General features: G+C 58.5%; 23 protein-coding genes and 1 pseudogene. 4 read left to right on the forward strand and 20 right to left on the reverse strand.

What is annotated here, in order from left to right; genetic code table 11:
* Window positions 1-91 precede the first annotated feature (91 nt).
* Complete coding sequence (locus KDN35_RS07025) at window positions 92-856, reverse strand: DeoR/GlpR family DNA-binding transcription regulator (protein WP_212132430.1); 765 nt, start codon at window positions 854-856, stop codon at window positions 92-94.
* Between the two features lie 350 nt (window positions 857-1,206).
* On the reverse strand, window positions 1,207-2,271 hold the full coding sequence (locus KDN35_RS07030) for an HD-GYP domain-containing protein (RefSeq protein ID WP_212132431.1): 1,065 nt from the start codon (window positions 2,269-2,271) through the stop codon (window positions 1,207-1,209).
* Between the two features lie 175 nt (window positions 2,272-2,446).
* Here KDN35_RS07030 and KDN35_RS07035 point away from each other — a divergent pair, with 175 nt between their 5' ends.
* Window positions 2,447-2,938 (forward strand): Mov34/MPN/PAD-1 family protein, encoded by a 492-nt coding sequence (locus tag KDN35_RS07035; protein ID WP_212132432.1) that lies wholly within the window; start codon window positions 2,447-2,449, stop codon window positions 2,936-2,938.
* On the opposite strand, the gene KDN35_RS07040 is transcribed toward KDN35_RS07035, so the two are convergent.
* The 9 genes and pseudogenes from KDN35_RS07040 to KDN35_RS07080 form a co-directional block, all read right to left on the reverse strand.
* Window positions 2,850-4,676, reverse strand: a complete 1,827-nt coding sequence (locus tag KDN35_RS07040; protein WP_212132433.1) for a peptidoglycan D,D-transpeptidase FtsI family protein — start codon at window positions 4,674-4,676, stop codon at window positions 2,850-2,852. The genes KDN35_RS07035 and KDN35_RS07040 overlap by 89 nt on opposite strands.
* Window positions 4,677-4,916: 240 nt before the next feature.
* A pseudogene (gene udk / locus KDN35_RS07045) lies at window positions 4,917-5,561 on the reverse strand (uridine kinase); the annotation flags it as partial.
* A gap of 32 nt (window positions 5,562-5,593) precedes the next feature.
* Window positions 5,594-6,262: an O-methyltransferase gene (locus KDN35_RS07050; RefSeq protein WP_171565409.1), complete on the reverse strand. Its 669-nt coding sequence runs from the start codon at window positions 6,260-6,262 to the stop codon at window positions 5,594-5,596.
* 72 nt (window positions 6,263-6,334) lie between these two features.
* Complete coding sequence (mltG, locus tag KDN35_RS07055; protein ID WP_230076733.1) at window positions 6,335-7,429, reverse strand: endolytic transglycosylase MltG; 1,095 nt, start codon at window positions 7,427-7,429, stop codon at window positions 6,335-6,337.
* A 240-nt stretch (window positions 7,430-7,669) separates the two neighbouring features.
* Window positions 7,670-7,960: a DUF1292 domain-containing protein gene (locus KDN35_RS07060; RefSeq protein WP_171565410.1), complete on the reverse strand. Its 291-nt coding sequence runs from the start codon at window positions 7,958-7,960 to the stop codon at window positions 7,670-7,672.
* Between the two features lie 7 nt (window positions 7,961-7,967).
* On the reverse strand, window positions 7,968-8,384 hold the full coding sequence (gene ruvX, locus KDN35_RS07065; protein WP_171565411.1) for a Holliday junction resolvase RuvX: 417 nt from the start codon (window positions 8,382-8,384) through the stop codon (window positions 7,968-7,970).
* A 13-nt stretch (window positions 8,385-8,397) separates the two neighbouring features.
* A complete protein-coding gene (locus KDN35_RS07070; RefSeq protein ID WP_171565412.1) occupies window positions 8,398-8,661 on the reverse strand; it encodes an IreB family regulatory phosphoprotein in 264 nt (87 codons plus the stop codon).
* A 133-nt stretch (window positions 8,662-8,794) separates the two neighbouring features.
* Window positions 8,795-11,443, reverse strand: a complete 2,649-nt coding sequence (gene alaS / locus KDN35_RS07075; protein WP_171565413.1) for an alanine--tRNA ligase — start codon at window positions 11,441-11,443, stop codon at window positions 8,795-8,797.
* A gap of 376 nt (window positions 11,444-11,819) precedes the next feature.
* Complete coding sequence (locus KDN35_RS07080; protein WP_171565414.1) at window positions 11,820-12,884, reverse strand: AI-2E family transporter; 1,065 nt, start codon at window positions 12,882-12,884, stop codon at window positions 11,820-11,822.
* Window positions 12,885-13,260: 376 nt separating this feature from the next.
* Between KDN35_RS07080 and KDN35_RS07085 the strand changes: the two genes are divergently transcribed.
* Complete coding sequence (locus KDN35_RS07085) at window positions 13,261-13,947, forward strand: TerC family protein (RefSeq protein WP_171565415.1); 687 nt, start codon at window positions 13,261-13,263, stop codon at window positions 13,945-13,947.
* A gap of 78 nt (window positions 13,948-14,025) precedes the next feature.
* On the opposite strand, the gene KDN35_RS07090 is transcribed toward KDN35_RS07085, so the two are convergent.
* The 6 genes from KDN35_RS07090 to cymR form a co-directional block, all read right to left on the reverse strand.
* Window positions 14,026-14,214, reverse strand: a complete 189-nt coding sequence (locus KDN35_RS07090; protein WP_171565416.1) for a hypothetical protein — start codon at window positions 14,212-14,214, stop codon at window positions 14,026-14,028.
* Window positions 14,215-14,249: 35 nt separating this feature from the next.
* The gene (locus KDN35_RS07095; protein WP_171565516.1) at window positions 14,250-14,456 is read right to left on the reverse strand and encodes a hypothetical protein; all 207 of its coding nucleotides are present in this window, start codon (window positions 14,454-14,456) and stop codon (window positions 14,250-14,252) included.
* A 19-nt stretch (window positions 14,457-14,475) separates the two neighbouring features.
* A complete protein-coding gene (locus tag KDN35_RS07100) occupies window positions 14,476-14,973 on the reverse strand; it encodes a PRC-barrel domain-containing protein (RefSeq protein WP_171565417.1) in 498 nt (165 codons plus the stop codon).
* A 77-nt stretch (window positions 14,974-15,050) separates the two neighbouring features.
* Complete coding sequence (gene recD2 / locus KDN35_RS07105) at window positions 15,051-17,309, reverse strand: SF1B family DNA helicase RecD2 (protein ID WP_212132434.1); 2,259 nt, start codon at window positions 17,307-17,309, stop codon at window positions 15,051-15,053.
* Window positions 17,310-17,544: 235 nt separating this feature from the next.
* The gene (locus tag KDN35_RS07110; RefSeq protein ID WP_212132435.1) at window positions 17,545-18,678 is read right to left on the reverse strand and encodes a cysteine desulfurase family protein; all 1,134 of its coding nucleotides are present in this window, start codon (window positions 18,676-18,678) and stop codon (window positions 17,545-17,547) included.
* Window positions 18,679-18,714: 36 nt separating this feature from the next.
* Window positions 18,715-19,134 (reverse strand): cysteine metabolism transcriptional regulator CymR, encoded by a 420-nt coding sequence (cymR, locus tag KDN35_RS07115; protein ID WP_171565420.1) that lies wholly within the window; start codon window positions 19,132-19,134, stop codon window positions 18,715-18,717.
* A 110-nt stretch (window positions 19,135-19,244) separates the two neighbouring features.
* Here cymR and KDN35_RS07120 point away from each other — a divergent pair, with 110 nt between their 5' ends.
* Window positions 19,245-19,418: a hypothetical protein gene (locus tag KDN35_RS07120; RefSeq protein ID WP_171565421.1), complete on the forward strand. Its 174-nt coding sequence runs from the start codon at window positions 19,245-19,247 to the stop codon at window positions 19,416-19,418.
* A gap of 31 nt (window positions 19,419-19,449) precedes the next feature.
* Here KDN35_RS07120 and KDN35_RS07125 read toward each other — a convergent pair whose 3' ends face one another.
* From KDN35_RS07125 to KDN35_RS07135, 3 genes are all read right to left on the reverse strand, one after another.
* A complete protein-coding gene (locus KDN35_RS07125) occupies window positions 19,450-20,778 on the reverse strand; it encodes an AAA family ATPase (RefSeq protein WP_212132436.1) in 1,329 nt (442 codons plus the stop codon).
* Between the two features lie 149 nt (window positions 20,779-20,927).
* Window positions 20,928-21,971: an oxidoreductase gene (locus tag KDN35_RS07130; RefSeq protein WP_212132437.1), complete on the reverse strand. Its 1,044-nt coding sequence runs from the start codon at window positions 21,969-21,971 to the stop codon at window positions 20,928-20,930.
* Window positions 21,968-22,753: a DeoR/GlpR family DNA-binding transcription regulator gene (locus tag KDN35_RS07135; RefSeq protein WP_171565424.1), complete on the reverse strand. Its 786-nt coding sequence runs from the start codon at window positions 22,751-22,753 to the stop codon at window positions 21,968-21,970. The genes KDN35_RS07130 and KDN35_RS07135 overlap by 4 nt, the downstream gene beginning before the upstream one ends.
* Before the next feature lie 176 nt (window positions 22,754-22,929).
* Between KDN35_RS07135 and KDN35_RS07140 the strand changes: the two genes are divergently transcribed.
* A complete protein-coding gene (locus KDN35_RS07140; protein WP_171565425.1) occupies window positions 22,930-23,493 on the forward strand; it encodes a thioredoxin family protein in 564 nt (187 codons plus the stop codon).
* Window positions 23,494-23,519 lie beyond the last annotated feature (26 nt).

A 23,519-nucleotide genomic window follows, 5' to 3' on the forward strand; every position in this document is an offset into this window, starting at 1 on the left:
CAAAAGAGAAGCAATCCCACACGATTTTGCGGAATTGCTTCTCTTTTCCAGGCGAAAATGTTGGGTTGGAAAACAGAAAAGAACCCACCTTTTACGACTGGGCGAGTTGTATATTCAACCCCTCTACTTTGAAAGCGGACAACTGGTTGAGCGGCAATCCGTGATCCGTGATGATCTGGTCCACCTTGTCCAGGGAGAGCAGGTTGGTCAGCGACTTCTGCCCGAACTTCGTGTGGTCGGCCAGCAGGATCAAGCGGTCGGAGATTGAGATGAACTTCTGTTTGACCTGCGCTTCCATCTCGTTGTTCTCGTATATGCCGTGTTCCAGATGAACCCCGTGGCAGGAGAAGTAGAACTTATCCACGTGGTAACCTTCGATGGACTTTTCCGTCATCGTTCCGAAAAACGAGGTGGAGTCCTTGTTCAAGTAGCCGCCGACGGTGATCACCTTTACCTTGTCCTGACGGAGAAACTCCAGGGTGACGGCGATGGAATTGGTGATTACGGTGATCTCCCGCTCGCCCAGAAGCCGGGCCAACTGAAAGGAGACGTCGCTGGAGTCGAGGGCGATAATGTCCCCGTCCTGGATGCCTTTGGCCGCTTCCCTGGCGATCTCCCGCTTCGCTTCCAGATGGGCGACTTCGCGCTGGATGAGCGGCGATACTTCTTTTTCCCGCTGGTTCAGCACTGCACCGCCGTGCGTGCGGTGAATCAATCCCTGTTTCTCCAATGCCTCCAGATCGCGGCGTATCGTCTCTTTCGTCACCTGAAACTGCTTGCTCAAGTTGGATACGTAGACGTGTCCCTTCTGTTCCAGCAGTTCGAGAATCTCCTGCTGCCTTTTTGAAACCAACATGACACGCAGTTCCTCCTTTTGTTTGTCTTGTCAACCGGTTGATTTGCAACATATTTCATACGATTTTAATTGCTTTTTCTTGTTATTTTACTCCCACAATTTTGGCATATCAACATCAGATCGTTTCTTCCGCTTCCCATAACGGACAGGAATGCTTTTGTTTTTTTACAAGAACAAACACCTCCCGCCTTGCCCCGGGGCTTGGAAACGGATACCGCGGGCATGCGGAAGGTGTCGGTTATCACGGATATTGATGGTCGTACCTTTACCATGACCGTACATGACCGGGACGCGACGATTGGCCTCGTCGGCTTCCGGCAATATGCATCACGACGACCGGCCAACGGCGGCTATCCCAGCATTTTATCGATGCACAACTGGCGGTGGTTGCGAAGATCGACAAACTCTCCCTGCCGGCGAACCAACGGACGCATCGGCTCATCCCGGTGAATCAGGATCACTTGCACCTCTTCTCCGTTGTTGAGCCGCGCCTTGGCTCCCACGTAAAGCTGGGCGATGTAGTGGACGAACGGGGAGACGATTTCGATGTTGAGCAGACCGTCGCACGCCTCCTTCCACAGCATGCGGGCCGCTTCAAACGGGGACGTCCGCTGCTTGTAGACGCGGTCGGAGCAGATTGCGTCAAACATGTCGGCAACTGCCACCACCTGACACTCCAGCGGGATCTGCTCATCCTTCCGCCCGTCCGGATAGCCGGAGCCGTCCAGCCGCTCGTGGTGCAGCAGGGCACAAATCGCGAGTGTTTCGTGAGCGCCCTCCATCTGCTTGAGAATCTCGTACCCGTACACGGTGTGCCGCTTCATCTCGGCAAATTCCTCGTCCGTCAGCTTGCCAGGTTTGAGCAGGATTTCCCGCGGCACGCGCGTTTTGCCGATATCGTGCAGAAAACCGGCCGCTCCCATCAACGAGATACGCTCCTCGTCCCATTTCAACAAGCGGGCGATCAGCGTGCAGAGAATCCCAACGTTGAGGGAGTGGCGGTACGTGTAGCTGTCCGCACCTTCCAGCACGTACAGGGATCGAAACAGCCCGAGCCGCTCCCCCACCTGATCCGCCAGCGTTTGAAACGCCTGGCAGAACTCGTGCAGGCTCGGCATCTGTCCAATGTCCACGCGCTCAAACAGCCGCCTCGTCTGCTCCATCGCTTCCAGGTAGCAGACCACAATCTCCCGGTCCCCACCCTTGTCCAGCAGCTGGGCGGAGATCTTTTCGCCATTCCCCTCAGACAGGTCTTCTGCGATGCTGACGCGCGTGATGCGCTGTTTGCGCAGCGAATTCACGTGAGCGGCTGTCAGTACGGTTCGCCGAGGCAACAGCAGCACACCGGCATCCGAATAGAGATCCTCGGCCAGCACTTTGCCGACCAGTTCAGGATTTACAGAAGCCATTGGCATAGCATCAAACCTTTCCTAGCATTCATATTTTTTCTAAATTATAGAAAACAACCACTTTTTCTGACAACCTTTTTTCGACAATAGTCGCATGACAAAAGTCACAATCACATTGGCATGCTGCAGCATAGGATAAATGGCGGACCTGTGGAGGTTGAGTCAAGGAGGTAACCAGGCCATGACCTCGCTGTATATCACGCCCAAGGCGTGGAAGCAGATCGAACTTTCAGTCAGAAATAATCCCTCCCTGGAAACGGGAGGGATATTGATGGGATACGCGTTAAACGATAAAGAGTGGCTGATTACCTATGCCAGCGATCCCGGTCCCAAAGCCGTTCGTCATCCCAACGCCATCCTGTTTGACGACGACCACCTGCGCAGGCTGGTGCGCAAGTTGAGCCGACGGCAGCGCTGGCAGTACATCGGAGATTGGCACAGCCACACCATCAAAAGGCTGACGCCCAGCAAGGGAGACCGCCGTACGATTTGGACGAAGGCAAATCAGTCCCTCTACATGTCTTCATCGCCGATCATGCTGATTGTCGGACTGAACAGACAAGACAAGCTGCAGGCGCGCGCTTTTATTCTGGAAAACTCCCTGCGCGAAGTGGAGAAGATTGAGCTTGCCACTCGGCGATCGCTTCGACAGCGCGACGGAAAATCTCCATAGCCTTGGTCGACTCCCCGGCTGGCTGGTTTGCCGCGACGACGGCAATGGCGTACCGGGGGGTGTCGACCGGCGTGTAGCCGACAAACCAGAGGTGGTTGCTGCCGTCGCCAGCCCCCGTCTGCGCGGTGCCGCTTTTGCCCGCCACCGGCCACGGCGCCTGCAGCAGCAGCCGGCCCGTTCCTTCGGTTACGACGAGGCGCAGCAGGCGCCTCATTTTTTTGGCTGTCACATAGTCAATCCCCGACTCCGGCAGCCGGTGCTCCGGAAAGCGGTAAAACGTCTGACCGTTTCGATACGCGATCTCACTCACCAACCGCACCTGGCCGGGCTGCCCGCCCCGCAGGATGGTCACCATCAGATTGGCGGCCTGCAGCGGCGTAATCCGCACATCCCGCTGGCCGATCGCTGTCTGGATCAATACACCTTCATCCTGGCGGGATACCGACTCGGCGAACACCCGTCCCTGCTCCTCGCCGTCCATCTGCCGAAAACCGTCCAGTTTGAACAGGTGCGGCGTGACGTGGCCCACCGGAGAAGACAAGCCCAGACGGCGGGCGTAGTCTTCCAGTTTGTCCCCGCCGATCCGTTTGGCAATTTCGGCAAAGGTGATGTTGCAGGACTGGGCAAACGCCTCCTCCATTGTCAGCGCGCCATGACCGTCCCGCTTCCAGCAGGAAAAGCCGTATTTGCCATAACTGCCGCGGCAGACAAACCGCTCGGTGGGGGAAACCAGCCCCTCCGCCAGGGCAGCCGTGGCCACAACCGTCTTGAATACGGAACCGGGAGTGTACTGCTTGACAGCGCGGTTTCGCCACGCCCCCTGCTGCACGTCCACCTTCGTCTGGTCGTACTGCGGCCGGCTGACCATCGCCAGGACGTCTGCGTGTTCGGCATCCAGCACGACGATCGCCCCTTCTTGCATACCGGCGCTGTCCGCCGCCCGCTCCAAGCGGCGCTGCAGGTCGGCGTCCAGCGTGGTGACCAGCGACAGCGGGTAGTACTCGTTTTCCTGCCGCGTGTAGCGGATGTCCAGACCCTTGAGCGGCTTTCCCTCGCCGTCCACATAGTAGGAGAGCACGGACGGCTCCACGCCCTGCAAAAACCGGTCAAAGCTGCGTTCCAGGCCGGACGCGCCGACCGTGCTGTCCGCGTTCATTTTTCCTTCCGCCCACTCGTCCGGATAGAGCTTGCGGACCAGATCGGGATTGCGGTGGATGTAGCCGATCACGTGCTTGGCCACCTCGTCCGTCCGATAGCGCTCCGTCACCTTCAGGGCGAGGACGCCGGGAATCCCCAGCGCGTTTACCTGATCCGCCTGCCGCTCGCTCAATGGGACCAGCCTGCCGTCTGTCTGCCTCAGCATGATCGGAGCTTTCGCTTTGGTCATCACGTCTGTCAGCATCGTTTTCGGCACTTGCACGATCTCCGCCAGCCGCTTCCAAACGCCGTTGTCCTGCAGGCTGCTCCTCGCCAAAGGGAACAAAAGCAGGGCGAGTTGTTCCTCTCCTGTAAAGGGGTAGCCGTTTCGGTCGAGGATGTCGCCCCGGCCGCTGTTTAACACGATACTCTGCTGCCGCTGCTTGACCGCATTTTTCACCAAATCGATGCCGTGTTTGGAGAAGCGGTGCGATGCCCACAGTTGTATCCACCAGAGGCGGACCAACAGCCCGGCCCACACCAGCGTCATGAACAACAGCACGAGAAAGTGGCGCCGTTTCACCCGTCGTTCCAGGTCCATGCGCAATCCCCCCCGCCTTTTTTTTCCAGTATTGCCGGAGAAGGTGGCGGGAAAACCTGATGGGACCCTTCGTTTTCACAGCTCAGGCATGAAAAAAGCGCGCCGCTAGTTAGCGGTGCGCTCGCGTATCGGTTCAGATATTCACGTGCGGTGATGTCCCTGACTGAGCCGGTCACGCTGCCTGCGGCTTCGATCGGCCCGGCAAGGCAGCGATCTTTTTCCCGGCCTGGCTGACGTCGCTTACGCGTTGGAGAGCTGCTGTTTCTCCAGCAGGATGTTGCGGATCTTGGTCGACAGGAGATCGAGCGCAACCCGGTTGTAGCCGCCTTCCGGGATGATCACGTCGGCGTACCGCTTGGTCGGCTCGATAAACTGCAGGTGCATCGGCCGTACGACGTTGAGGTACTGGTTGACCACCGATTCAAGCGAACGGCCGCGCTCTTCGATGTCGCGCATGATCCGCCGGACGATGCGCACGTCCGCGTCAGTGTCGACAAACACCTTGATGTCCATCAGGTCGCGGATGCGGGGATCTTCCAGGATCAGCATGCCTTCCAGAATAATCACGTCTTTCGGCTCCACCAGCACTGTTTCCTTTTTCCGATTGTGCACCTTGAAATCGTAAATCGGCTTTTGGATCGGTCGGCGCTGCATCAGCTCCTGCAGGTGAAACAGCAGCAGATCGTTGTCAAACGCAAACGGGTGGTCGTAATTGGTCATCGCACGCTCTTCCAGACTGAGGTGGCTCTGGTCCTTGTAGTACGAATCCTGCTCAATCATGGCGACGCTGTCGTTTTGAAACTGGCGAAACAGTTCCCGCGCCACGGTTGTTTTGCCGGAGCCGCTGCCCCCGGCGACCCCAATCAATACGGGGTGACCCATGCTCCATGTCTCCTTCCTCTGGCTACTCCCTGGCCTTACAGCCGGGGACCGTTCTCAGTTGTGTAATCGGCTGTCCGCTTCAGGCTGACGGCCAGGCCGTCGCCCACCGGAACAAACGTCGTTTCCAATTGCGGATGCTGCGCCAGGCAGGTGTTGAACTGCCGCAGCTTGTCCACCAGCGACCGCTGTCGTTTTCCCGCTTCTTCCGGCGCCGCCACCAGCCCGCGAAACAGGACGTTGTCAGACAGCACCAGCCCTCCTTCGCGCAACAGCGGCAGGTAGAGATCGAGAAACGTGCGGTACTGTCCCTTGGCGGCGTCGATAAACAGACAGTCAAATTGGTACGTGTCCGGCAGACCGAGCGTGGCGTCTCTATTGAGAATCTCGATCCGCTCTGACAACCCGGCTTCGGCGATGTTGGCACGCGCCCGCTCCAGACGCTGTTCGTCGATGTCCATCGTGACGATACGGGCTTCCGGTGCCGCCTCCGCCATCCAGATGGTGGAATAACCGATGGCGGTCCCCACTTCCAGAATCGACTGCGGCCGGTGAAGCTGGAGCAACATCCGGATCGTCTGCGCTGTCGGCAGTTGGACGATGGGAATGCCCTCTTCCGCCGCTTCCCGCTCCAATCGCGCCAGCAGCGGGGAACGCGGCGGGATCAGCCCCGTCACATAAGCATCAATCGCCGGATTGGTAATCATCACATCACGCTCCCTAACCTAACAACCGGATCATTATAGCATACCCGCGGGCAAAAAACAGAGGAAACCGCGTCAGTTCCCTCTGCTTTTCGCATCGTTGGCCTGGTGCTCGGCCAGCGTGCGGGAAAAGTAATGCTCGGACGAACCGTCCTTTTTGGTCACGTAAAAGAAATAATCGTGTTGGGCCGGATGGACGACGGCTTCCAGCGACGCCCGGCCGGGGTTGGCGATCGGCCCGGGCGGCAGTCCCGGATGCTTGTACGTGTTGTACGGACTGTTTACCTTTAGATCGTCATACGTCAGCCGGTCGCGCTGCTTGCCGAGAACAAACTGGACGGTGGCGTCGGCCTGCAACAGCCACCCTTCACGCAGCCGGTTGTAGTAGACACCGGCCACGATCGGCCGCTCCTTGTCCACCACGACTTCCCGTTCCACGATGGACGCCAGGCGGACTGCCTCATCCATGGTCATGTTCCTCTGCTTCAACGTTTCCGTCCACTCCGGTTGCCATTCCTTTTGGAACTGGGCGAGCATCTTGGCGATGATCTCGTGCGCGCTGGCCCCCTTTTTCACTTCGTACGTCTCGGGGAACAGGTAGCCCTCCAGGCGGTATTTTCGCCCTTCTGTTTTCGGAATGGCCGCGACAAACGGAAACTCCGGAAAGCTTCCCTGCTCCACTTCCCGCAAAAATTCCGCCTTGTCAACAAGTCCTTTTTGGGCCAGATGATCGGCGATCTGCTCCACGTTCCAGCCCTCCGGCACGGTAAAGCGAACGGAGTTCACCACGATCTTGCCCTGCGCCATGGCTAGCAGGATCTCATCGACGGTGGCACCCGTCTGAAACTGGTAGGTCCCGGCCTGCAGGCGGGAGCCGATCCCCTGGTATTTGGCATAGTAGGCAAACAGGTCGGCGTTGCGGATCAGCCCCTGCTCCTCCAGCAGACGGCCGATCTCCCGCACCGACGAACCGGACGGAATGGTTACCGTTTTAACTGTGCGCTCGCCATTTGGCGGCTGCAGCCCTTGATACACGTAAAATGCCGCTCCTCCCGCCGCGATCAGCAGACAGAACAGCGCGACCCCCAACCGAAACAGGCGGCCGCGCCTGCGCCGCTTGGGCGGCGGCCATTCGGCGCTGCGATCTTGTTTCAGTGACAGATGATTCACGACAGAGTCCTCCTTTTTTCGCGGTGCCTCGCTGCCAATCCATTGATTTCGACACAAGGCACCTGGGACCCCAAAGAGGGCTCGTCCCTGCATCTTTTCCATTATACCCAAGGCATGTCCTGCTGTCATCAGCACGTGATCCATGCAGTTTTTGGGCACATCATGCAGGCGACAGGCAGGCGGAGCGCAACGCCACGGGCAAAAAAACGAGAGGGCTGCATCGCCCTCCCGTTATTGCTCTTACAGCTCTTCTTTTTCCAGGTCGGCAATCAGGGTCTCGAACGTCGCCTCCACCTGTTCCCACTCCGCATCGTCCTCGATTGGCTGGAGCATGTCAGTGCCGTCGTAGCGCAGGAAGTGAACCTCGTACTCCTCTTCATCTTCCTGGTCGACGGGAACCAGCACGAGATACGTGCGGTCTTCGATGTCAAAAATGTACATGATACGGAAATCACGCGGGTTGTCATCGCCTTCTTCGGTCAGTGCGATCACATCCCCGACTTCAAACTCATCAAACAGTTCTTCGCTCATATCTCGGTCACCTCGATTTTGCGTCCAAGTAACCCTGCAGGATTAATGTGGCCGCCATTTTGTCTATCACGTTTTTGCGTTTTTGCCGGCTGACATCGGCAGTAATCAACATTCGCTCCGCGGCCATGGTGGTCAGCCGTTCGTCCCAAAGACGTACAGGCAGCCCCGTCCGTTCCTCGAGCCAACGGGCAAACGCCTGGCAGCTTTCCCCGCGCGCTCCGATGGTGCCGTTCATATTTTTGGGCAGGCCCACGACAATTTCGCCGACCTGATAATATTGTATCCATTCTTTCAAGCGGGCGAGATCCTTCTCCTTTGACTGGCGCCTGATCGTCTCCACCCCTTGGGCGGTCCAGCCCAGCTCATCGCTGACGGCCACGCCGATGGTTTTCTCGCCCACATCCAATCCCAGAATTCGTGCCATTGCCTGCACACACCTACTTGCGTTCTTCCGACAAGTAGACGGTTACCAGCTCTTCAATAATTCTGTCCCGCTCAATTTTGCCGATCAGGCTGCGCGCATTGTTGTGGCGGGGAATGAATGCCGGATCACCGGAAAGCAGGTAGCCGACGATCTGCGTAATCGGGTTGTACCCCTTCTCTTGCAGGGCCTTGTAGACCTCTGTCAGCGTCTCCCGCACTTCCACCGTATTATTTTCCTTGGGCACCGTGAACTTCATGGTTTTATCCATCGAACTCACGATCAACACCTCGATTCCTCTGAGACTCTTCCGCATTCGCTCTTCACATGTGTATTCGCCTCAAAACGGCCGATTCCTTGTCGATCGAACACTTTTCTTGTCAGGCAATACGTGGCGAGGAGAGACGGCGGCGTTACTTCGCCACCGCCTGTCCTTTCACCAGATCGTAGACCAATTCCAGCGCCTCTTGCAGCTTGGCAGGGTCCTTGCCGCCCGCCTGGGCCATGTCAGGACGGCCTCCGCCTCCTCCGCCGCAGCGGGTGGCCACTTCCTTGATCAGTTTGCCTGCATGGAAGCCCTTGTCCATCAGGTCTTTGGTCACGCCGGCCACCAGGTTGACCTTCTCGCCGTCCACCGCACCAAGGACGATGACAGCCGATCCCAGTTTGTTTTTCAGCTCGTCTACCATGCCGCGCAGGTTATCCATATCGGTCGCGGAGACGCGGGCAGCCAGCACCTTGACGCCTTCCACCTCTTTCAGTTTGTCGGTCAGCGACGCTGCTTCGATGTTGCCCAGTTTGGCGCGCAGCGATTCGTTTTCGCGCTGCACGTCCTTCAACTGCTGCTGGAGCGCCTCGATGCGGGCCGGCGTCTCTGCCAGGACTGGTGCCTTGAGTGCGTTGGCCACCTCTTTCAGCGTGCTCAGCTGCTGGTTGAGGTAGTGGTAGGCGCCGCGTCCCGTCACTGCTTCGATCCGGCGCGTGCCCGCCCCGATGCCGCTCTCGCTGACGATCTTGAACAGGCCGATTTCCGCCGTGTTGGACACGTGGCAGCCGCCGCACAGCTCCAGACTGTAGTCACCCACCTTGACCACGCGGACGATCTCGCCGTACTTTTCACCGAACAGCGCCATCGCTCCCATCGCCTTCGCTTCGTCAAGGGACTTGTGGAAGATGTCTACGTTCAGGTTGGCCCACACTTTTTCGTTGACGATCGCTTCGATCCGCTCCAGTTCTTCCGGAGTCACCGCACTGATATGGGTGAAGTCAAACCGCAGGCGATCCGGCGCCACCAGCGAACCGGCCTGGTTGACATGCGTGCCCAGCACGTCTTTGAGCGCCTGGTGCAGCAAGTGTGTGGCCGTGTGGTTTTTGGTGATGTCGAGTCGGGCATTCCGGTTCACTTCGGCGCGGACTTCTTCGCCGACGCGCAGTGTGCCTGCCTCCACAACGACGGTATGCACGTGTTGGCCCATCGGCCCTTTTTGCACGTCGGTGACGCGCGCCTTGACGGAGTCGGAAATGATGAGGCCCTCGTCGTTGATTTGACCGCCGCTTTCCGCGTAAAACGGGGTACGGCTCAAGACGACCTGGACAGTCTGTCCTTCTTCCGCCTCGTCAGCAAGCTGGTTGTTGGCGATGATCGCCTCTACCTTGCCATTCGCTACCAATTCAGTATACCCAACAAATTCGCTCGTAACCGTCAAATCGGCAAGCGGGCCGCCCTGTGTCTGCATGCTGTCCACGTCCTGGCGGGCGGCACGGGCACGCTCGCGCTGTTCCTCCATCGCCCGCTCGAATCCTTCGCGGTCCACCGTCAGCCCTTGTTCGCCGGCAAAGTCTTCGGTCAGGTCAACCGGGAACCCGTAGGTGTCGTACATTTTGAAGACGTCCTGGCCGGACAGTTGGCTCTTGCCTTCCGCCTTTGCCGTTTTCACCATTTCGGCCAGAATGGCGAGGCCGTCGTTCAACGTTTCGTGGAAGCGTTCCTCTTCGGCGCGGATCACTTTTTCGATGAAGGCGCGCTTCTCCACCACTTCCGGATAGAAATCGCCCATCATCCTGCCGACCGTTTCCGTCAGGCGATAGAGGAACGGCTGCTCCACGCCAAGCTTTTTGCCCATCCGCACTGCACGGCGCAGCAGGCGGCGAATGACGTAGCCGCGCCCTTCATTGGAAGGCAGCGCGCCGTCGCTGATGGCAAAGACGACGGTGCGGGCGTGGTCGGCGATCACCTTCAGCGCCACGTCCAGGTCCGGGTCCTGCTTGTAGGCGACGCCGGAGATGGCACTGGTCGCCTCGATCAGCGGGAACAGCAGGTCTGTTTCAAAGTTGTTGTCCACGTCCTGGATGATGGACGCCATCCGCTCCAGCCCCATGCCGGTGTCAATGTTCTTTTTCGGCAGCGGCGTGTAGCTGCCGTCCGGGTTGTGGTTATACTGCGAGAAGACCAGGTTCCACACTTCCAGGAAACGCTCATTTTCGCCGCCCGGGTACAGTTCCGGGTCGTTGGGATCGTTGCCAAACCGCTCCCCGCGATCGTAAAAAATCTCGGAGTTGGGACCGCAGGGGCCTTCGCCGATGTCCCAGAAGTTGGCTTCCAGGCGAATGATCCGCTCTTCGGGAATGCCCACTTTTTTGTGCCAGATGTCAAACGCCTCGTCGTCCTCGGGGTGAATCGTAACCCACAGACGCTCCGGTTCAAATCCGATCCACTGCGGGCTGGTGAGGAATTCCCATGCCCAGGTGATCGACTCTTCTTTGAAATAGTCGCCGATGGAGAAGTTCCCCAGCATTTCAAAGAACGTGTGGTGACGAGCCGTGCGTCCCACGTTTTCGATGTCGTTGGTGCGGATCGATTTTTGCGAGTTGACAATTCGGGGGTTGTCCGGCACGACTCGGCCGTCAAAGTACTTTTTCAGCGGTGCCATCCCGCAGTTGATCCACAGAAGCGACGGGTCGTCGTGCGGAATCAGCGGCGCGCTCGGCTCCACGTGGTGTCCCTTGCTTTTGAAGAAATCGAGATACATTTGGCGGATTTGGCTGCCAGTCAGTTTCTTCATCGAAAATCCTCCCAAAAAATGAGTGTGAAACGCGTACATGATCGGAAAAAGGGTCGCTCCCTCCCGGACGAAGCGGCGGACCTGCGCGAAAAAAAAGTCCCCATCCCCTCAGGGACGAGAACTTGTCTCGCGGTACCACCCTGCTTACAGGCAGCCTGATCAGACGAATCTGCCTGTCGCTCGCTTGCGGACAGATAACGGTGTCGAACCGCCGGTTTTTGCCCGGTCTTGGGAGTAGCCTTCCGCTGCACTTCTTCTGGCCGCTCTCCCAGCCTGTGGAGCGTCCTCTCTGGAGAAGGGCTGCAGCGTACTCATTCCTTCATCGATCCATGCTCTTTTTCATTATTCGTATTATAAAATTGTTTGCCGAAACCTGTCAACTTTCGTGCAGCATCAGGGCAATCCGGCTGATCACCACTTTACATACTGCCAGCACCGGAACAGCGACGATCAGACCGATGATGCCGCCCACCGCCTCTCCGGCCAGCAGGGCCATGATGATCAGGAGCGGATGCAGATGAAGCGAGCGGCCGACGATGTTGGGCGAGAGGATGTTGCCCTCCAAGATCTGAATGACAATGTTGACGGCCAGCACCATGAGCGCCATTTTCATGGAGATCGTCAGCGCGACGATCAGGGCGGGAGCAGCGCCGATGATCGGGCCGATGTAGGGAATGACGTTGGTCAGGCTGACAAACGTGGCCAGCACGAATGGATACGGCATGCCGATCAGCCAGTAACCGACGCATGCGCAGGCGCCCACGATCAGGGCCACGGTCATTTGGCCGTGTATGTAATTGCCGAGCGACTCGTTGACGTCGCGCAGAACGGCCAGCACCTGCTTGCGGTATTTCGCCGGGATGATGGACATGCCTGTGCGGTGCAGGTCTTTCATGTCCTTGAGCAGGTAAAAGGCGATAAACGGAACCACTGCGTAGGCGAGCAGCTTGCCCAGCGTATTGCGCGCATTGTCGACCAAAAGTGTGATCGAATGGGACATCCGTTCCTGGGACTGGATAATGACCCGGTCCACCCCCAGCGAGATGCTGTCCGGCAAAAAGTACTTGTACGCTTCCCACTCCCGCATCCACGTGTGGTACCACTCCGTCAGGCGCGGCAGATCGTCGGACAGCTCCGCGAGCTGGCGGGCAAAGATGGGAATGGCATTGACAATCCCGATGGTGATGATCAGCACGAACCCCGCGTAGATCAGCAGCACGGCCACCATGCGCGGCACTCGCCTGTTTTCCAGCGCCTGCACGATCGGATGCAGCACGTAGGCGATCAGCAGGCCGACGAGAAAGGGCATCACAATCTCCGACAGCAAGTGAAACGTTTTGGCGACCACAGGGCGCAGCAGCCAGAGCAGATTGCCGATGACCAGCAGCACAATCGCCCAGACGGCCGCGGCAAACAGGCGGCTGCGGCGAAGTTCCTCCACCCTGCCCCCTCCTCCCTCTGATTCGTATCTGTTAGCGTGTGCAAGTCGCGGAATTTCATGTACGGTATTGACATGCGTGCGGCACCGGTGTACGATGATACTACAAACGGATATATTCTCCAAAGGGGAGTAGCTTGTCACAGCAAAGTCGTCATTACGGGAGCAATCCCCGGCTTTGTTGGCAACGTAATGTTGTAAGCAAGACCTTTGCCGAGTGATGGGTAAGGGTCTTTTCTGTTCATACGACCTTTACCCGTTGAGGTAAAGGTCGTTTTGTTTTCCTCCCCTTGACGCAGACTACATAGCGCATGTCTGTTCGAAGGAGGACGCCGGCCTTTACGAGAAATGTCCGCATTAAAGGAGGTTGTAGAGACAAATGGACGTGTTGTTTACCCCCGCATTCTGGTCTGGACTGTTAGCGATCATCGTAATTGATCTGGTACTGGCGGGCGACAACGCAATCGTAATCGGGATGGCCGCACGCAACCTGCCGTCCCATCAGCAAAAGAAGGCGATCATCTGGGGAACGATCGGGGCGATTGTGATTCGAGCCACCGCTACGCTGGCGGTTGTCTGGCTGCTGAAAATCCCGGGGCTGCTGTTCGTCGGCGGATTAATGCTGATCTGGATCGCCCTGAAACTGCTGGTGCAGGACGATGGGCACGAGACGGTGAAAGCGGGAACGAGCCTGGTCTCGGCCATCTGGACGATCATCGTCGCAGACGCCGTGATGGGTCTGGACAACGTGATCGCAGTCGCAGGGGCCGCACACGGCAGCTTTCTGCTCGTCGTGGTCGGTCTCTTGATCAGCGTGCCGGTCATGGTGTGGGGCAGCACCCTGGTGTTGAAGCTGATGGAGCGCTTCCCTGCCGTCATCTACATCGGGGCAGCCATCTTGGCCTACACCGCGGGCAGCATGATCACGAGCGAGAAACTGCTGGCCGGTTTCTTTACCGCTCACGTGATCCTGAAATGGATCTTCATCGTGGCCGTGGTCGTCGGCGTACTGCTGATTGGCCGCATCAGGAATCAACAGCAAAAGCGCATGGCGGAACAATCGTAACCGCAAAAAAGCAGCCCGAACGGCAGTGGACCGTTCGGGCTGTCTTCATGGACTTTTCCGCTTGCCATGTGACACCGGCTAACGGGCGACGGCGCGAAGCAGCGAGCGGCTCATGTTGATCACGTTCATCATGTTGCGCAGCGAAACGGGCATGCGGTTGACCCGAATCCCAAACCGCCGTTTGCGCCGCCGCGGTGAGACCATAAACCCGACCGCCGCGATCAGACCGCTGGCGGCAATCACGCCAATCAGATTGCGTCCGGACATGCCGATGACACCTCCTCGGGTAATGGGCCGTCTGTTCACATGTTCAACTGGGCGGAAACATTCTGGTCGTCGATAAACAGGTCGTTGAGCGAATGCAGCGAGCCATCCTCTTCCACCTGGTAGACGGAAGCAATCTGGTCGCCGTCGACGCTCATCTCGATGAAGCAGTTCCAACAGTAATACTGCGTGGTTCCAATCTTGCCGATGTCTTTGGAACCGCAGTTCGGGCATATGACACGCATCACACGCAATTCCTCCCTTTCACGCCTGGCTGCGAACCCAGTCCGGCACGATCAGGTTTTCTTCCCCGACGATGACGGAAGGTGGCGCGGACAGGCGTTTGCGCCCTTCGGTAATGTCCGCAAGCCAACCGTTCGATAGTTCGTACCCTACAAGTTTCTCCCAATCCGCAGAGAAGTAAACATCTTCCAGTATGCCCAAGCGTTCCCCGGAAGCGGTGATGACCGTTTTCCCCTTCAGCTTTGTTCTGCCCGTCAGGATGCCGGTGAGCGGCAGGTCGGCGAGACGGTCAAGGGAGGTGATGGCGTCTTTGCCCGTCACGGTAAGGCAGGATTCCCCTACCGCGTGGATGCGTTCGGAAGGAATGCAGGTGCCAGGGTGGAACCAGCCCTGTTCGCTTAGCAAGACCCCCCTTACACGCCAGGCGGAGTCACAGAGAATGTCACGGACCGTGCCGATCTCTTCCCCCGTTTCCAGGCAGACGATCGGCAAGCCGATTACATCCAATGCCTTGCGCATGTCGGGACATCCCCCTTCCGCTTTCTTTAGTATCAAGCGGTGCGGGACGATCCATGCGGAACAACTTGTTCCAAGGCTCACCCTTGCTTCAATCGCTCTTCCAAATAGCTGTAGCGCACGCCCTCTTCGTCGGTCTCTACCGCGAGGCGAAACGCATCCGGCTCCCCGCACATGATCAAAAACGACTTGCTGCGGGTAATTCCCGTATACACCAGCTTGCGCCGCAGCATGCGGTGGTAGCTGCGGACAAACGGCATGACCACGATGGGAAACTCGCTGCCCTGCGACTTGTGCACGGAGCAGCAGTAGGCCAGTGTGAGCTGGTGATACTCCGAACGCTTGTACACCACTTCCCGGCCGTCAAAGGAAACGACCATCATCTCGGTGTTCTCTGCGTTTTCATTCGGGTAAAAAATGGCGACAATTTCTCCCATGTCGCCGTTGAACACCTGTTCCTCGGCGTTGTTGACCAACTGCAGCACCTTGTCCCCGGTGCGGAAGACGGTGTCGCCAAACGTCACCTCCCGCTTTTGTTCAGTCTTGGGATTGAACAGTTGCTGCAGCTCTTCGTTCAGCCGGTTTACTCCGGCATTTCCCTTGTACATGGGAGCGAGGACTTGTACATCTTTGGCCGTATACCCTTTCTTTACGGCTCCGGCGCAGATTTGTTTCACCGCTTCCACCACATCTTGTGGCGAACTTGTGAAAAATCGACGGTCAGGCGTCGTGGCCAACAAATCGGACGGGACCAATCCCTTGCGGACATCGTGAGCCAGCCGGATGATCGAGGACTCCTGCGCCTGCCGGTAAATCTCGCTGAGCTGTACGCGCGGCAACAGACCCGAGCGGATCATGTCCTGCAGCACGTTGCCGGGGCCGACCGACGGCAGCTGATCCGGGTCGCCCACCATAATCACCTGCATCTCGTCCGGCACGGCGCGAAACAGCTGATTGGCCAGCCAGACGTCCACCATCGACATCTCGTCGACGATCAACAGCCGTCCCCGGATCGGATGCTCCGCGTCGTGCTGAAAGCTGTCCCCTTTCCAACCGAGGAGGCGGTGAATGGTCATCGCTGGCAGACCGGTTGTCTCCGACATGCGTTTGGCTGCCCGACCGGTGGGAGCGACCAGCAGGATGGGGAAGGGATTTTCTTCGTCGTAGGTCTTCAGGTCTAGCGAAATGCCGTGCAGTTGGGCAAACACGCGACAGATCCCGCGAATCACCGTCGTTTTCCCCGTGCCGGGACCGCCGGTCAAGAGCATCAGTCCGGATTTGATCGCCTGCTCGATCGCATCCCGCTGCGTTTGGGCGTACGTGATGCCCAGCTCTTCTTCCACTGCGCCCAGCGCCCGGTAAAACTCCGAAGCGGGAAAGGCGCCAAACTCGTCCCGTTCGGCAAAGTAGCGCAGCCGCTTGGCCAGCCCAATTTCCGCAAAAAACAGCGAAGGCAGATAGACCCGGTCTTCGTCCCAGACCACTTTGCTCTCGACAAAAAGCGATTCCACGGCGAGCGCAATCTCCTCCGGCTGAAAGCGGTGTCCCCCGCACTCGTCCAACAGGCGCAGCGTTTTTTCACACAGCTCGTCCGCCGGCAGAAACACGTGTCCTTCGGAGTAGCAGGCTTCCTGCAAAACGTACAGGGCTGCCGCCTTGACCCTCTCCTCCGAGGAAGCGGCAATTCCCGTAGCCCGGGCGATTTCGTCCGCCCGCTTGAACCCGATGCCCGCGACATCCTCGATCAGCCGATACGGCTGTTCCGTCAGGACAGTCATCGTCTCCAGCTTGTACGTCTGATAAATCCGCAGCGCCAACTGGACGCCGATGCCAAACTCGTAGAGAAACACCATCGCTCGCTCCAGGGAGCGGTGTTCCATCACCGACTCGTAGATCTGCTTGGCGCGCGTCTCCGAGATACCCGGCACCTCCACGAGCCGCTCCGGCTGCTCGGCGATGATTGTGAGCGCCTCTACGCCCAGATGCTGCACGATGCGTTTCGCCATCGTCTTGCCGATGCCTTGAAACAGTCCGCTGGCCAGATAGCGCTCCACTCCTGCCCGGGTCTTGGGCGTTTCCCGTTCATACCTGTTGACTGCGTACTGCTGCCCAAACTTTGGATGCGTCTTCCACTCACCGTAAAACGTGTACAGCTCCTCCGGATGCGGCCGGGGGAAGTTCCCGACGACCACGACCTCGGCATCCTTCACCGGTTCTGTAGTCTCCTCCACTGTTAGACGAATGACACCGTACCACGTTTCTTTATTGTAAAAAATTTCTTGCGCGACATAGCCGCGTATGTAAGGTTCGGCAAACAAGGAAAGTGTCTGCTGTGACACCGCACACGCCTCCCGGATGGGAAAATCCCGCGGGATTCCCCCGAAACTCTTGTTCGATTATAAAATCGTTCTGCCAGCTCTGACAACCGCGCCGACGGCAAACGGGCCGTCCTTCACGTCGATTGGCAAGAAAAAAACCAGCAGCGTCCTCGTGCGCTTGCTGGTTGTTGTGACTTCTGTGAATCGGTCCGGCCCAGGCTCATCGGCCGCAACCGTCTGCAGCTGTCTGAAAAGATTACCGCGCCACCCGTTTGACGATGTCCGCCGTCGTTTGCGCCGCCTGCTTCACCTCTTCCACCGTGTTGGTGATGCCAAAGCTGAAGCGAACAGCCGAACGCATGACCGGATCGTCCAGGCACATCGCCTGCAGAACGTGGGACAGTTCCAGCGAACCCGACGTGCAGGCGGAGCCGCTGGCGGCGGCAATGCCGGCCAGATCCAGGTTCATCAGCATCGTCTCGGTATGGACGCCCGGAAAGCTGACGTTGAGGATGTGCGGCAAATGCCGTTCGGGGTGACCGTTTACGTGATACGCGATGCCCGCCTCCCGCCAGACGGCAAGCATCGCTTCGCGCATCTGCCGGTACTTGGCGACGCGCTCCTCCATCTCCCTGGCCGCGATCTCCGCCGCCTCTGCAAAGCCGACGATGCCGGCCAGGTTTTCCGTGCCGCCCCGCCGATTCCGCTCCTGTTTACCGCCGTGCAGATGCGGCTGAATCGGCACCTTCCGTCCCAGGTACAGGGCCCCTACGCCTTTCGGGCCGTTGATCTTGTGGGCGGAGACGGAGAGCATGTCCACCGGCAGTTCGCTGACGTTGAGGGGCATCACGCCGAATGCCTGCACCGCGTCGGTGTGAAACACGATGTTCCGTTCGCGGAGAAACCGGCCAATCTCCTCGATCGGCTGGATCGTCCCCACTTCGTTGTTGCCGTACATGATCGAGACCAGCACGGTATCCGGTCGGACCGCCTGTTTGAGTTCCTCCGGGCTGACCATGCCCGTCTCATCCACCGGCAGGTACGTCACTTCAAATCCCAACTGCTCCAGGTGCGCGCAAGCATGCAGGACGGCGTGGTGCTCCACGCTGGACGTAATGACGTGCCGCCCTCGATCCTGCTGGGCCATCGCTCCCCCGATGATCGCCATGTTGTCCGCCTCCGTCCCGCCGCTGGTAAAGACGATCGTCTGCGGTTCGGCACCGAGAATGTGAGCGATCCGGTCACGCGCACGTTCCAGGCCCATGCGCGCCTCCCGGCCAAAGCCGTGCAGACTGGAGGGATTGCCGTATACGTTCGTCAGATAGGGGTGCATCGCTTCCGCCACGCGCGGATGGACAGGGGTCGTGGCGGCGTGGTCCAGATAGATCATCTCGCGCTCTCCTTTTTTGCTTCGTACGCTGTTGCGTCAAATGTAGAACATGTAGCCGTCCGTCTGTCCTTCATCCTTGTAGCTGATCAAATCCTGCAGCGTCGTGGAATCGAGGACGGCAGATATGCTGTCGCGGATGCGCAGCCACAGATAGCGCTTGGCCGGGTCTTCCTCCTCGGTGAACTCCACCGGGCTGATCGGCCCTTCCAACACGCGGATAATGTCGCCGGCGGAGATTTCATCCGGCTTTTTTGCCAGGACATACCCGCCGTATGCGCCGCGGATGCTTTTCACCAGTCCGGCATTGCGGAGCGGCGCGATCAACTGCTCCAGGTAATGTTCGGACAAATCGTGCCGCTGGGCAATGCTCCGCAGCGAAATCGGGCCTTCGCCAAAGCGGTTGGCCAATTCCATCATAATGGTCAGGCCGTAACGTCCTTTCGTCGAAATTTTCACGGTACCAACTCTCCTTTTTTCCTCTCGCTCCCTGCCCACCTCCTGCATGACCATTGACCTACATGAGACGGGCGGTTGGGGACACACTACGTTGCAGGGGGTGAATGCAAATGGCCACCAATCAAAAAGCGGTAGACGGAAAAAACCATCCCTCTGCGGCGCTGTACGACCATCCAGCCGGCACGATCGCCCACAAGGCGCGATTCGGAGCCAGCGAGCAGAGCAAACAGCCGAACGAAAACGGCGATCTTCCCAACAAACCGGGCGGAACCGCCCGCACATGATCGCTCGTTCCCCCGCCACCCGGGGGAACGTTTACGGTCTGGGCGTCTGTAAGCGCTCTGCCTGTCTGCGGCGAATTTCCTGCTCGTAGCCGATCGGCTTCGGCTGATAAAACGTGTAGTCGGTCCCGTCCGGCAAATACTGCTGCGGGACGTATCCGCCGGGATAGTCGTGCGGATAGAGATACCCTTTGCCGTGGCCGAGCCGGGACGCACCCTTGTAGGCGGCGTCGCGCAGGTGGAGCGGCACCGGTTTGTGCCCGTCTCTCCTGATCGCGGCCAGCGCCTGGTTGATCCCGTTGTAGGCGGCGTTACTCTTGGGCGCCGTCGCCAGGTACGTGGTCGCCTGGGCCAGGGGAATCCGTCCCTCCGGCATGCCGATCAACTCCACCGCCTGGAAGCAGGAAACAGCGACAGTGATCGCCTGCGGGTCGGCGTTGCCGATGTCTTCCGAGGCGGAGATCACCAGCCGGCGGGCGATAAACCGGGGGTCTTCGCCCGCGTCGATCATCCGCGCCAGCCAGTACAGGGCGGCGTCCGGATCGGAGCCGCGAATCGACTTGATAAACGCGGATATGGTGTCGTAGTGGTTGTCGCCGCTTTTGTCGTAGCGAACAGCGCGCCGCTGGATGGACTCCACCGCTACTTCCAGCGTGACGCGAATCACGCCGTGTTCATCCGGAGGCGTCGTCTTCACGGCCAGTTCCAGTGCGTTCAGCAGTCTGCGCGCATCTCCTTCGGCGTACCGGATCAGATGATCAGCAGCCTCGGGCGTGACCGTGACGTTCAATTCTCCCAGGCCCCGTTCGCGGTCGGTAACGGCTCGCTCCAAAACCTGCCGCAGTTCTTCCTCGTTCAGCGGATGGAGCGAAAATATCTGCGAACGGGAGAGCAGGGCGGCGTTTACTTCAAAAAACGGATTTTCCGTTGTCGCCCCAATCAGGATAATGGTCCCATCCTCCACACAAGGGAGCAGGGCATCCTGCTGCGCCTTGTTGAAGCGGTGTATCTCGTCGATAAACAGCGTCGTGCGCTGACCGTTCATAACCAGACGGTCTTTGGCCTCGTCCACAATGCGGCGGATGTCGGCGACTCCTGCCGTCACCGCGTTTAGTTCGGCGAAATGGGATTTGGTCGTGTTGGCGATGATTTTCGCCAATGTCGTCTTCCCCGCCCCGGGCGGACCGTAAAAGATGAGCGAAGAGACCTGGTCGGCCTCGATCGCTCGCCTGAGCAGCTTGCCTGGTGCCAAAATATGTGATTGTCCGAGCACCTCATCCACGGTCCGCGGCCTCATCCGCGCCGCCAGCGGCTGGAGTTTGCCCGAATCGTGCTGTTCGTATGCGAATGAAAAAAGATCCATTACTACATACCCTTTCATGTTAATGGGGTTGTCTCAATATCATAGCATAATGGAAACAAACCTGCATTGGCAAGCAACCATTCATTGCTCAGGCGAGTCGGCAGGTCATGTGCCTATAGCAGCGAAGTCCCCCTGCCGGATATGCCCCACTACCGCACCGAGATCACACGCTGTTCCCGGCTGCTCTGCTCCGCCCATTCAATCACCCGAATCACGTTCATCGCATCCACAGGTGAAACAGGCGCCGGTGTATCGGACACAATCGCTTCGTACATCTGTTGATAGTACGTCTGATACGCGCCGGGAATGGTTTCAACGCTGCTGCTCACGTTCAGTTCTCCCACGCTCAGCGTGAGCTGTCCATACGTCTCTTTGCGATCCCTGCCCCACTCAGGTCCTCCCGGGATCTGTCCCGCTCGCAACGCGTCTTCCTGCGGGTCCAAACCGTACTTGATGAAACTGCCCTTGTCGCCGTGAATCATAAATCGGGGACCAGGCTGACGGACCAGCGAACCGGCGTGCAAAATCACCCGCAGCGCCCCGTATCCGAGCACGATGTGGAAGTAGTCCGTCGCCCTGGCTCCGGGACGCTGCGCGCCGACATCGGCCATCACCGTCTGCGGCAGACCGAAGAGATGAAGCGCCTGATCGATCAGATGGGAACCCAGGTCGTACAGAATGCCGGAACCGGGCAAATCCCGCTCCCGCCAGCGGTCGGTCACCTCCGGACGGTAACGGTCGTAGTGCGCTTCATACAGGAAAACCTCCCCCAATGCACCGGTTTGCAGCAGGTGTTTCACCGTCAAAAAATCGTTGTCCCATCTGCGGTTGTGGTAGACGCTGAGCACGCGCCCGCGCGACTCGGCCAGCCGGATCAGCTCTTCCGCTTCCGAAGAGCGGATCACAAACGGCTTCTCCACCACGACATGTTTGCCTGCCAAAAGCGCCTGCTTGGCGTACGGGTAGTGGGAGGTGTTTGGCGCGGCAACGACCACCAGTTCAATCTGATCGTCAGACAAAAGATCATCCACGCTGGCGACCACCTCTGCCTCGGGCAGGTCGGCACGCACCTTTTCCGGACGGGATGAGACGACCTTCGCCAGTTTTAATCCCGGCACTGCCCGAATCACCGGCGCATGAAAGACCTGGCCCGATAATCCATATCCAATCAACCCGACGTTTACCTGTTTCACAATGTTCCTCCCCCTTGCTCCGTCAAACGGGAAGCGACCAAGAGCTCCACGCCCGCCTGCTCCAATGCGCCCCGAACCGTTTCCGCCGGCTCCGCGTCGGTGACGACGATGTCAATTTTGTCCAGGCTGCACACCTTGTGAAACAGCCGCTTGCCAAACTTGCTGGAATCGGCCAGCACGATGACCTGATCGGCGCATGCCAGCATTGCCTTTTTCACGTACGCTTCGTCCACCGTTTGGGCGGTCAGTCCTTCCGACGTGATGCCGCACGCGCCGAGCAGCAGTTTGTCTACGCGCATTTCGTGCAGATCGGCGATCGTCTTGGGCCCAAACAAGCCGCGGTGCCAGACGTTTAGCTGACCGCCGAGCAGATGTATTTCCGCCGACCGCTTCCGGCTGAAAATGTCGGCCACGTCAATGGAGTTGGTGACGATTACGCACTGTTCGGCTGACATGCATTCCGCCGCAAACTGCACCGTCGTGGCCGTATCCAACAGAAGATAGTCACCGCTGCGGATCAACGACGCAGCCGCCCTGCCTATCTCCCGTTTGCCAGCGGGGTTGTTCAATCGCTCTTGGTAGCTCTGCACATGCTTGGTCAAGGTGGGCAGCACTGCTCCGCCGCGGACGCGAATGATTTCCCCTCGCTCCTCCAATTTGACCAGGTCGCGGCGGGCCGAGTCGCGGGAAATGCCAAACCAGTCGCACATTTGCTCCACAGTGATCCGCTGGTGTCGCTGCAGATGGCGCAGGACAGCGGCTAGACGTTCTTCTTGCTGCATGGTAACTCCCTCGTTTACGGAAAAGTTATCTCTATGATAAGCATTTTGCTTACGACCGTCAAAAATATTCGTGTATTGCGAGTGGTTTGTAAGCAAAACGCGCAATACCGTTGATCAGGAAAAGGAGATGCGCTATAGTAGACGGAAACGATATCCAAGGAGAGGAGCGAATCAACATGGCCCGGACAGAATCCACGATGTTCCCGCTCGGTCAAAAGGCACCTGACTTCGCACTGCCGGACACGGTAACCGGCAAGGTCATGTCGCTTTCCGAGCTTGCCTCCAAACAGGCGACGGTGATCATGTTCATCTGCAACCACTGCCCGTTTGTCAAACACGTACAAGCGGAACTGGTACGCCTTGCGAACGACTACCTTCCCAAGGGCGTCTCCTTCATCGCGATCAGTTCCAATGACGCTGCCGCCTATCCGGACGATTCGCCCGAGCGGATGAAGCAGGTGGCAGAAGAATGGAAGTATCCCTTCCCGTACCTGTACGACGAAACGCAGGAGGTCGCTCGCGCCTATCAGGCCGCGTGCACACCCGACTTTTACGTGTTCGACGGCAATCTGGCATGCGCCTATCGCGGTCAATTGGACGACTCCCGTCCAGGCAACGACATTCCTGTCACCGGCGCGTCCATCCGCGCTGCTCTGGATCAACTGCTCAAAGGCGAGCCCGTAACCGTCCCGCAAAAACCCAGTCTTGGCTGCAATATCAAGTGGAAACAGCCTGAATGATGAATGAACAAAACCCACTACCGAAA

The organism is Brevibacillus sp. NL20B1 (assembly GCF_018195675.1).
In the GTDB taxonomy this organism is placed as follows: domain Bacteria; phylum Bacillota; class Bacilli; order Brevibacillales; family Brevibacillaceae; genus Brevibacillus; species Brevibacillus aydinogluensis.

Bases quoted from the DNA above. Each gene is read 5' to 3' on its own strand.
- KDN35_RS07030 (WP_212132431.1), bottom strand. From the start codon at position 2,271: ATGCCAATGGCTTCTGTAAATCCTGAACTGGTCGGCAAAGTGCTGGCC.
- KDN35_RS07085 (WP_171565415.1), top strand. From the start codon at position 13,261: ATGGACGTGTTGTTTACCCCCGCATTCTGGTCTGGACTGTTAGCGATC.
- KDN35_RS07140 (WP_171565425.1), top strand. From the start codon at position 22,930: ATGGCCCGGACAGAATCCACGATGTTCCCGCTCGGTCAAAAGGCACCT.
- KDN35_RS07125 (WP_212132436.1), bottom strand. From the start codon at position 20,778: ATGGATCTTTTTTCATTCGCATACGAACAGCACGATTCGGGCAAACTC.
- KDN35_RS07120 (WP_171565421.1), top strand. From the start codon at position 19,245: ATGGCCACCAATCAAAAAGCGGTAGACGGAAAAAACCATCCCTCTGCG.
- ruvX (WP_171565411.1), bottom strand. From the start codon at position 8,384: ATGGCACGAATTCTGGGATTGGATGTGGGCGAGAAAACCATCGGCGTG.
- KDN35_RS07040 (WP_212132433.1), bottom strand. From the start codon at position 4,676: ATGGACCTGGAACGACGGGTGAAACGGCGCCACTTTCTCGTGCTGTTG.
- KDN35_RS07025 (WP_212132430.1), bottom strand. From the start codon at position 856: ATGTTGGTTTCAAAAAGGCAGCAGGAGATTCTCGAACTGCTGGAACAG.
- KDN35_RS07100 (WP_171565417.1), bottom strand. From the start codon at position 14,973: ATGCGCAAGGCATTGGATGTAATCGGCTTGCCGATCGTCTGCCTGGAA.
- KDN35_RS07135 (WP_171565424.1), bottom strand. From the start codon at position 22,753: ATGCAGCAAGAAGAACGTCTAGCCGCTGTCCTGCGCCATCTGCAGCGA.
- KDN35_RS07095 (WP_171565516.1), bottom strand. From the start codon at position 14,456: ATGCGTGTCATATGCCCGAACTGCGGTTCCAAAGACATCGGCAAGATT.
- KDN35_RS07060 (WP_171565410.1), bottom strand. From the start codon at position 7,960: ATGAGCGAAGAACTGTTTGATGAGTTTGAAGTCGGGGATGTGATCGCA.
- alaS (WP_171565413.1), bottom strand. From the start codon at position 11,443: ATGAAGAAACTGACTGGCAGCCAAATCCGCCAAATGTATCTCGATTTC.
- KDN35_RS07035 (WP_212132432.1), top strand. From the start codon at position 2,447: ATGACCTCGCTGTATATCACGCCCAAGGCGTGGAAGCAGATCGAACTT.
- KDN35_RS07090 (WP_171565416.1), bottom strand. From the start codon at position 14,214: ATGTCCGGACGCAATCTGATTGGCGTGATTGCCGCCAGCGGTCTGATC.
- KDN35_RS07050 (WP_171565409.1), bottom strand. From the start codon at position 6,262: ATGATTACCAATCCGGCGATTGATGCTTATGTGACGGGGCTGATCCCG.
- KDN35_RS07110 (WP_212132435.1), bottom strand. From the start codon at position 18,678: ATGATCTATCTGGACCACGCCGCCACGACCCCTGTCCATCCGCGCGTG.